Origin of the sequence: Ramlibacter sp. (assembly GCF_013697775.1) — a bacterium.
Classification (GTDB): Bacteria; Pseudomonadota; Gammaproteobacteria; order Burkholderiales; family Burkholderiaceae_C; genus Ramlibacter.
Genome location: NZ_JACCWG010000230.1, coordinates 1 through 8,517 on the forward strand (window position 1 = coordinate 1; position 8,517 = coordinate 8,517).

Annotated in this window: 7 protein-coding genes and 1 pseudogene; 4 read left to right on the plus strand and 4 right to left on the minus strand. The window is 72.0% G+C overall.

Going from position 1 to position 8,517, the window contains the following annotated elements; translation table 11 throughout:
• Positions 1 to 148: 148 nt before the first annotated feature.
• Both H0U68_RS11355 and H0U68_RS11360 read right to left on the minus strand, forming a co-directional pair.
• Positions 149 to 1,909: a RecQ family ATP-dependent DNA helicase gene (locus H0U68_RS11355; protein WP_296355622.1), complete on the minus strand. Its 1,761-nt coding sequence runs from the start codon at positions 1,907 to 1,909 to the stop codon at positions 149 to 151.
• 85 nt (positions 1,910 to 1,994) lie between these two features.
• Positions 1,995 to 2,339, minus strand: a complete 345-nt coding sequence (locus tag H0U68_RS11360) for a hypothetical protein (RefSeq protein ID WP_296355624.1) — start codon at positions 2,337 to 2,339, stop codon at positions 1,995 to 1,997.
• Between the two features lie 163 nt (positions 2,340 to 2,502).
• Here H0U68_RS11360 and H0U68_RS11365 point away from each other — a divergent pair, with 163 nt between their 5' ends.
• The 4 genes from H0U68_RS11365 to H0U68_RS11380 all read left to right on the plus strand — a co-directional run bounded on the left by H0U68_RS11365 (position 2,503) and on the right by H0U68_RS11380 (position 6,965).
• On the plus strand, positions 2,503 to 4,440 hold the full coding sequence (locus H0U68_RS11365; RefSeq protein WP_296355626.1) for a PAS domain S-box protein: 1,938 nt from the start codon (positions 2,503 to 2,505) through the stop codon (positions 4,438 to 4,440).
• Entirely contained in the window at positions 4,437 to 5,990 is a 1,554-nt protein-coding gene (locus tag H0U68_RS11370) for an AMP-binding protein (protein WP_296355628.1), read from the plus strand. The genes H0U68_RS11365 and H0U68_RS11370 overlap by 4 nt, the downstream gene beginning before the upstream one ends.
• A 118-nt stretch (positions 5,991 to 6,108) precedes the next feature.
• Positions 6,109 to 6,516 (plus strand): DUF3597 domain-containing protein, encoded by a 408-nt coding sequence (locus H0U68_RS11375; RefSeq protein ID WP_296355629.1) that lies wholly within the window; start codon positions 6,109 to 6,111, stop codon positions 6,514 to 6,516.
• Between the two features lie 176 nt (positions 6,517 to 6,692).
• Positions 6,693 to 6,965 carry a hypothetical protein gene (locus H0U68_RS11380; protein WP_296355630.1) on the plus strand — a complete coding sequence of 91 codons (273 nt, stop codon included), beginning with the start codon at positions 6,693 to 6,695 and terminating at the stop codon, positions 6,963 to 6,965.
• Positions 6,966 to 6,996: 31 nt separating this feature from the next.
• On the opposite strand, the gene H0U68_RS11385 is transcribed toward H0U68_RS11380, so the two are convergent.
• A complete protein-coding gene (locus H0U68_RS11385; RefSeq protein ID WP_296355632.1) occupies positions 6,997 to 8,337 on the minus strand; it encodes a DUF58 domain-containing protein in 1,341 nt (446 codons plus the stop codon).
• A 17-nt stretch (positions 8,338 to 8,354) separates the two neighbouring features.
• A pseudogene (locus tag H0U68_RS11390) lies at positions 8,355 to 8,517 on the minus strand (AAA family ATPase); the annotation flags it as partial.

Here is an 8,517-nt window from a genome sequence, read left to right on the forward strand (position 1 = left end):
ACAACCCCAAACCATTCATCTGGACAGCCAGTGCTTCGGACATCCTGGCCAAGGTCACCAGAGCCAAGGCTGCATTGGCTGCGATCTCACGATAAGTACAGAACAGAGGCGCGCACCACACTAGCGCGGCGGCCGCGCCGCATGGCGGTCAGCCGGCGCTGGCCACCAAGAGTTCCGCCCGGCGCACCGGCGTGCGCCGAGGCGCGCGCGGCGGCGCCTCGCGCAGCTTCTGCACGTACTCCGGCAGGAAGCTGCGCCGGCTGCCGTCTGTAAACGCCACCGTGACCTGCATGCTGCTGGACTCCTCCACCACGCCGCGGCCGTAGCGCCGCACGTTGACGATGGTGCCGCGCGCCGGCGGTGCATCGTCCGTGGCATGGGCCGGCGCATGGTGCCGCCCTTCCCGCGGTTCGGGCAGCGGCTCGGCCGGCTGGCTGGCCAGGTGCTCCAGCACTTTCTCGTGCGCGGCGATGCGCCGGCAGTTGTCGCAGTGTTCACAGCGCTCGAACGGCGTCTCGCCCTCCAGGTGCTCCAACAGCAGGTGCCAGCGGCACTGGCCGGTCTGGGCATAGAACACCATGCGCTCCAGCGCCTCGCGGTCGCCGTCGCGGCGCTGCTGATAGGCGTCGGCAAGCGGCAGCAGCTCGGCGCCGCCGATGTCCTTGCGCAGCAGCCGCACCGTGCCGTCGGCACGCTGCTCCACGATGCCCTGCTTGCGCAGCAGGCCCAGTGCCACCCGCAGCTTGCCGCGCGGGCGGGCCAGCCGGCCCTGCAGCAGCGGCAGGGTCCAGGATTCGCCGTCGGGCGGCGCGTCGCGCAGCGCGCCGCACAGCGCGATGACCTCTTCCTCGCCCGGATAGCGCCCGGCCATGAAGAACTGCTGGATCGCCTTGTCGCCGCGCAGGAACAGCAGCGTGCAGCGCGCCGGCGCGCCGTCGCGCCCGGCGCGGCCGGCCTCCTGGTAGTAGGCCTCCAGGGTAGAGGGCAGCTGGTAGTGCAGCACGAAGCGGATGTCGGGCTTGTCGATGCCCAGGCCGAAGGCGTTGGTGGCGACCATCACGCGGTGTTCACCGCGCATGAAGGCCTCCTGCTGCGCATGCCGCTCGGCGGCCGGCAGCTTGCCGTGGTACAGGCCCACCGATTCGCCGGCCTGGCGCAGCGCCTCGGCCACCGCCTCGGCGGCCTTGATGGTGGCGGCGTAGACCAGGCCGCAGCCCTGCGTGCCGTGCACCAGCTTCGCCACCCGCTCCAGCTTGTCAGCCTCGCGCGCCACCTGCTCCACGCGCAGGTCCAGGTTGGGGCGGTAGGAGCCGGTGTTCACCACGCCGCTGTCCGGGATGCCCAGTTCGCGGCAGATGTCGGCGGCGATCTCGCCCGTGGCGGTGGCGGTCAGCGCCAGCACCGTGGGCTTGCCGATGCGCGCCAGCGCCGGCCCGATCTCCAGGAAGGCGGGGCGAAAGTCGTGGCCCCATTGCGAGATGCAGTGCGCCTCGTCCACCACCAGCAGGCTGACCGGGTGCGTGGCCAGCAGCGCCGCGAATTCGGGGTCGCACAGCCGCTCGGGCGTGACCATGATGATGCGCGCGCTGCCGTCGGCCACCGCGGCATGGGCGGCGCGCGCCGCCTCGGTGCCGGCGGCGCTGTGCATCTGCACCACCGAGACGCCGAGTTCGGCCAGCGAATCGCACTGGTCTTTCATGAGCGCGATCAGCGGCGACACCACCACGGTGCGCCCGGGCAGCAGCAGGGCCGGCAGCTGGTAGCACAGCGATTTGCCCGAGCCGGTGGGCATGATGGCCAGGGTGGAGCCGCCCTCCAGCACGCGTTCGATCACACCCTGCTGGCCGGGCCGCAGGCGCGCCAGGCCGAAGCGCTGCTTCAGCGTGGTGCGCAGCAGCTGTGCCGCCACCGGCGTGCCGGGTTGGACGGCGCTAACGCGCCGGGGCGCCCGCGTGGCGCGCACGGGGCCGCCGGCCCCGCCTGCTCCATCCGCCTCAGCGGTCGTCGTCTTCGTCCGCATCGGCGTCCGCATCGGCGTCCGCGTCGGCGTCCAGGTCGGTCAGCTCCACGGCATCGGCGGCGTCGGCTTCCAGGAAGTCGCCGTCTTCGGCCAGCCGGACCACCTGGTCGGGCAGGATGTCCGCGCCTTCGATGGCGTCCTTGCCGGCCACCGCGCCGCGCTCGCCGGTGCCGCCGGAGTCGCTGTCGGCATGCAGCTCGCTGGTGCCGATCGCATCGCTGCCGCTGTCGGAGTTGTCGCTCGGTCCCAGCAGGTCGGCGTCTCGGCCGCTGGGTTGTACCGGCGCCACATCGGCGCCCAAGATGCTGCTGTAGGCCATGGTGTTGTCCTTTCGCTGTGGATCGGCCGAGTGTCGGCCGCGGTCCGGCGGCGTTGCGTCGGCTCCGGTTGCGCCCCGCTGTCGGACGGCAGCCGCCATGCCGTGGCAGTAAAGGCCCTATGGACCGGCGCCGCGCTTGCGGGCTTAATGAGCACTTAGGTTCATGAACACTCCGCCCCCTCCAGCCCAGGCCGCCTCTGTCACGCCGCTGAGCGAGCAGCAGTTCGCCGCCATTTTCGAATTCGCCAGCATCGGCATGGCGCTGCTGGACACCGAGTCGCGCGTGCTCAGGGTCAACCGCACGCTGTGCGAGATGCTGGGCCGCACCGAGGCCGAACTGGCCGGCGCGCGCGGCGTGGACCTGGTCGGCCTCGACGACATCGCCCGCGACCGCGAGCTGCGCGGCCTGATGCTGGACGGCATGTTCCCCAGCTACCAGGCCGAGAAGCGCTACCACCACGCCGACGGCCACCAGGTGTGGACCCACCAGATCTGCACCCTGGTGCGCGACGAGCAGGGCCGCCCGGCGCATTTCATCGTGCAGGCGCAGGACGTGTCCGACCGCAAGGCCGCCGAGGCCGCGCTGCGCGAGAGCGAGGAGCGCTTTCGCGCCACCTTCGAGCAGGCGGCGCTGGGCATCCTGCACGTGGGGATGGACGGGCGCATGCTGCGCGTGAACCGCAAGCTGTGCGAGATGCACGGCTACAGCCGCGAGGAATTGCTGGGCATGCGCTCGGCGGGCGACCTCAGCGTGGACGGCGGCGAGGCCGGGCGCGTGGCCTCTCGGCGGCTGCTGAGCGGCGAAGTCGCCTCCTATTCGCAGCAGCGCCGCTTCATCCGCAAGGACGGCTCGCAGTACGACGCGCGGGTGTCCGCCACCGTCGTGCGCGACGCGGCCGAGCCGTACTTCGTGTCCATCGTCGAGGACATCAGCCAGGCGGTGGCCGACCAGCGGCGCATCCGCGAGCAGGCCCAGATGCTCGACCAGGCGAACGACGCGATCCTGGTGGCCAGCATGGACAGGCGCATCCTCTACTGGAACCACGGCGCCGAGCGCCTGTTCGGCTGGAGGGCGCAGCAGGCCGTCGGCCGCCCGTTCGGCGAGCTGATGGGCGCGGCCTCCACCATCTCCGACAGCGACACCGCCAAGCTGCTGGCGCAGGGCCACTGGACGGCCCTGGTGCCGTGCCGCACCGCCGACGGCCGGCTGCTGGACGTGGAGCGGCGCTTCACGCTGATCCGCGACGAGCAGGGCCAGCCGGCCGCGGTGGTCTCGGTCAGCACCGACGTGACGCAGCGGCTGGCCGCCGAGCGCGCGCTGCATGCGCTCAACAGCGATCTTGAGCAACGCATCCGCGCGCGCACCGCGGAACTGCAGGACACCAACGAGGAGCTGCGCAGCATCGCCTATTCGCTGGCGCACGACCTGCGCGCGCCGCTGGCCGCCATCGACGGCTTCAGCCTGGAGCTGGCGCGCCGCGCAGAAGCCGGGCTGGACGACGCCTCGCGCCATTACCTGCACCGGGTGCGCGCCGGCGTGCGCGCCATCGGCGAGCTGACCGAGGCCATGCTGTCGCTGATGAGCCTGTCGCAGGCGCCGCTGCTGCCGCAGGGCGTGGACCTGTCGGCGCTGGCGCAGGGCTGGGTGCACCGCATGCGCCAGCAGCAGCCCGGCCGCCAGGTGACGGTGGACATCGCGCCGACGCCGCGCGCCGAGGGCGACGCGCGGCTGCTGGCCGAACTGATGGAGCAGCTGCTGGCCAACGCCTGGAAGTTCACCGGCAACCGCCCGCACGGGCACATCGCGTTCGGCGTGCTGCCGCACGTGCCGGGCGGGCCGAACGCCGCGCCCGTCTACGTGGTGCGGGACAACGGCGCCGGTTTCGACCCCACCTATGCCGCCAAGCTGTTCGTTCCGTTCCAGCGGCTGCACGGCGTGGGCGAGTTTCCCGGCACCGGCATCGGCCTGGCCATCGCGCGCAAGATCGTGGCGCGCCACGGTGGCCGCATCTGGGCCGAGTCGCATGAAGGACAGGGCGCGGCCTTCTACTTCACGCTGGGCGATTCCGGCGCCGCGGGCGGCGCCACAATGGGCGCATGACGCCTGCCGCCGACACCGCTTCCGCTGCCGTCCCTGTTTCCGTTCCGCCCCCGCCGTTTCGCGCCATCGCCGACCTGGTGCGCGAGCATGCCGCCGCCCGCCCCGCCGACGCCGCGCTGCGCCAGGGCGCGCACAGCCTCGGCTGGGCCGAACTCGACGCGCTGATGGACCGCGTGGCCGCCGGCCTGCAACGCGACGGCGTGCGGCCGCAGGAGGCCATCGCCATCTGCGGCGCCAACTCCATCGCCTACGCCGCCGTGTTCCTGGGCGCCGTGCGCGCCGGCTGCGCGGTGGCGCCGCTGCCCACCGGAAGCCTGCCGGTGCAGCTGGCCGGCATGGCGGCCGACTGCGGCGCGCGGCTGCTGTTCACCGATGAAACGGCGCCGGCGTTCGACAGCGCGGCGCGGCGCATCCGCATGGACCAAGGCGGCCTGGACGCCTGGCTGCCGCCGGCCGGCACGCGGCCCACGCCGGTGGAGGTGCAGCCGGAGTGGCCGTTCAACATCATCTATTCGTCCGGCACCACCGGCACGCCCAAGGGCATCGTGCAGCCGCACTTCATGCGCTGGCTGCACGTGGCCCGCGCCGCGCTGTTCGGCTACGGCACGGGGTCGGTGACGCTGGTGGCTACCTCGCTGTGCTCCAACACCACGCTGGTGAGCTTCTTTCCCGCGCTGGCCGCGGGCGGCACGGTGGTGCTGACCGAGGGCCGCTTCGACGCGGCGGCCTACCTGGCGCTGGCCGAGCGGGTGCGCGCCACTCACGCCATGCTGGTGCCGGTGCAGTACCAGCGCCTGATGGCCTGCCCGGACTTCGACCGCTTCGACCTGTCGTCCTTCCACATGAAGTTCTGCACCAGCGCGCCGTTCGCGGGTGCGCTGAAGGCCGACGTGCTGGCGCGCTGGCCGGGCGGCCTGGTCGAGTACTACGGCATGACCGAAGGGGGCGGCACCTGCATCCTGGAGGCGCACCTGCACCCGGACAAGCTGCACACCGTGGGCCGGCCGGCCGAGGGCCACGACATCCGGCTGATCGACGAGGAAGGCCGCGAGGTGCCTGCCGGCGAAGCCGGCGAGGTGGTGGGGCGCTCGGCCACCATGATGAGCGGCTACCACGCGCAGCCGCACAAAACGCGCGAGGCCGAGTGGCATGACGCGCAGGGGCAGCGCTACATCCGCACCGGCGACGTGGCGCGCTTCGACGCCGACGGCTTCCTCACGCTGCTGGACCGGCGCAAGGACATGATCATCAGCGGCGGTTTCAACATCTATCCGAGCGACATCGAAGCGGTACTGCGCGAGCACCCGGCGGTGCGCGAGGCGGCGGTGGTCGGCGCGCCGTCCGCCGAGTGGGGCGAATCGCCGGTGGCCTTCGTGGTGCCGGCGCCCGGCGCTGGCGAGGCGCAGGCGCTGCGCGACTGGGCGAATGCGCGGCTGGGCAAGACGCAGCGCCTGGCGGATGTGCGCTACGTGGCGGAGCTTCCGCGCAGCGAAATCGGCAAGGTGCTCAAGCGCCAGCTGCGCGACACCTGCGCCGCAATGCCGGGCTGAAGGCAGCCGCTGTCGGTTGTGGCCTGCACGCGTGCGCGGCCCCGGCGCACGCCGGGCTGGGCCGATGGCTCATCACCATCGGGGGAGGCAATTCCGCCCCGGTTCTGAGAGAAAACACATGAGCATCCTCGGCAATATTTTCGGCAAGATCTTCCATCGCGGCGCCGCCGCCGCCCCCGCCGGCACGCCGGCTTCCACCACGGTCGCCGCCGCACCGGCGCAGCAGCCCGGGACCCAGCCGACGGCCCCGGCGCCCGTCGCCATGGACCGTGTCGACGTCGAGCAGGTGCTCAACGGCATGGCGGCGCAGAACGGCCAGCAACTCAACTGGCGCACCTCCATCGTCGACCTGATGAAGCTGCTGGACATCGACAGCAGCCTGCAGGCGCGCAAGGACCTGGCCGACGAGCTGCACTACACGGGCGACAAGGGCGATTCCGCGGCCATGAACATCTGGCTGCACAAGCAGGTGATGCACAAGCTGGAAGAAAACGGCGGCAAGGTGCCAGCCGACCTGAAGGACTGAGCCTTGTTGCAGGCGCTGTAGGCGCGCGCCGTGCCTACGGCGCCGCGCCGCCGACAAGGGCATGGCGTTCGCCGACGCGGCGACCGGCTCGCGCCAACGCCAAACCTGCAGGCACGCTGACACGTCGGCCCTGCACGCGGGCGCAACCTGAGGTCATTCCTTAGGGAGACACTGCGATGCAAAAGTTGATGCTCAAGGCGGTCTGCCATGCCAACGGCGACTTGGTGGTCTACGGCGACGCCAAGGCGCTGCTGTTTCGCGCGCTGCAGGACATGCAGGCACATCTGGAATCGCAAGACGCGCAGGCCGGCGACGGTGCCGACCTGCTGCGCACCGTGAGTGTGGCGCGCGACGTGCTGGGTGCCTTCGACGGCACGCTGCCGACAGCGCGCGAGCTGCTGGGCGACCCGCGGCGCGAGCTGGTGGCGCGCAACCTGCTCAAGGGCTGAGCGCGGGCAAGTGCCTGGCGCGCTGCGTCAGCTACAGCGTACCCGCGCGCTTGACGGCGTGATAACGGTTCACCAGCGCCGCGCCCAGCTGCTGCGGCGTGGCGTCCACCGATAGCGTGTCGGCGATCTGGCGGAACGCGTCGCGGCGCTGCTGCGCGAGCAGGTGCGCCACCGCGGCCTCGGCCGGTGCCTGCGCCTGGCGCAGCGGCTGCGCGGCCAGCTGGTCCAGCACCTGTTCGCGCAGGCTGGCCACGATCACCAGGTGGCGCGTGCGCAGCAGCCGTAGGGCGGGGCGCAGCTCCGCGACGTCTTCGCCGCGGAAATTGGTGAGCACCACTACCAGCGCGCGCTTGGGCTGCGCGCGCAGCAGTTCCTGCGCCGCCAGCAGGTAGTCCGAATGCGCGAGCGAGGGCTCGACGTCGTGCAGCCGGTTCATCAGCGCGTTGAGCGACGCCAGGCCCTTGCGCGGCGCGAAGCGGCGCTGCTGGCCGGGCGCATGGCCGAAGGTGAGCGCGCCCACTTCGTCGCCGTCCTTCAGCGCCACGTAGCTCAGAAGCATCATTGCGTTGAGCAGCTGGTCGAAATGGCTGCCCTCGCCGCCGGCCTCGTCGGCGCGCATGCGGCGGCCGCAATCGAGCAGGAAGAACACGCACTGGTCGCGGTCGTCCTGGTACTGGCGCACGATGGGCTTGCCCTGGCGCAGGCTGGCCTTCCAGTCGATGTGGCGCACCGGATCGCCGGGCAGGTACTCGGCCAGCTGCCGGAAGTCGGTGCCCAGGCCGCGCTGCGCATAGGTCTTCACACCGATCTGCGCGAGGCGCCGGTCGCCCGCCAGCCACGTATAGCGCATCAGCGCCGCAAAGTTCGGGTACACGCGCAGCGGCTGCGGCCGGCCCAGCGCAATCAGCATCTCCACGCTGCCGCCCAGGCTGCGCACGCGCAGCTGCGCCGTGCCCATGTGCACCAGCCCGCGGCGCCGCGCCGTCACGCGGTACTGCAGCCGCGCCTCGCTGGCCGGCGCCACGCGCAGTTGCTGCGGCATGCCGTCGAAGTCGAATGCGGGATCGACGCCGTCGAACAGCGCGACGCGCCAGCGCCGCGGTCCCGGATTGGTGAGCACCAGGGTCACCGTGACCGGCGCGCCGAGCGCGAAGGCGCCCGGCAGGCGGTGCGCCAGTTCCAGCGGCGCGCGCTTCCACGCGCGCCGGCTCACCCAGAGATCCAGCGCCATCGCCGCCACGCCGACCAGCGCCGCTGCAGATGCCACGCCGCCCACGGTAGCGACCGGCAGGCCCGCGGCCAGCGCCGCGACGCAGGCGAGGCCGAGCAGCGCGAAGCGTTGCGCGCTGCGGCGGCTGGGGATGAATGCCATGCGCATCGACTGCCGCCCTACAGCCGCGGCGCTTCCACGCTTTCCAGCGCGCCCATCAGGAGATCGTCGACGCGCCGGCCTTCCAGCTGCGCATCGGGCGCGATCTGCACGCGGTGGCGCAGGGCCGGCAGCGCATGCCGCTTCACGTCGTCGGGCGTGACGAAGTCGCGCGCCTCGGCC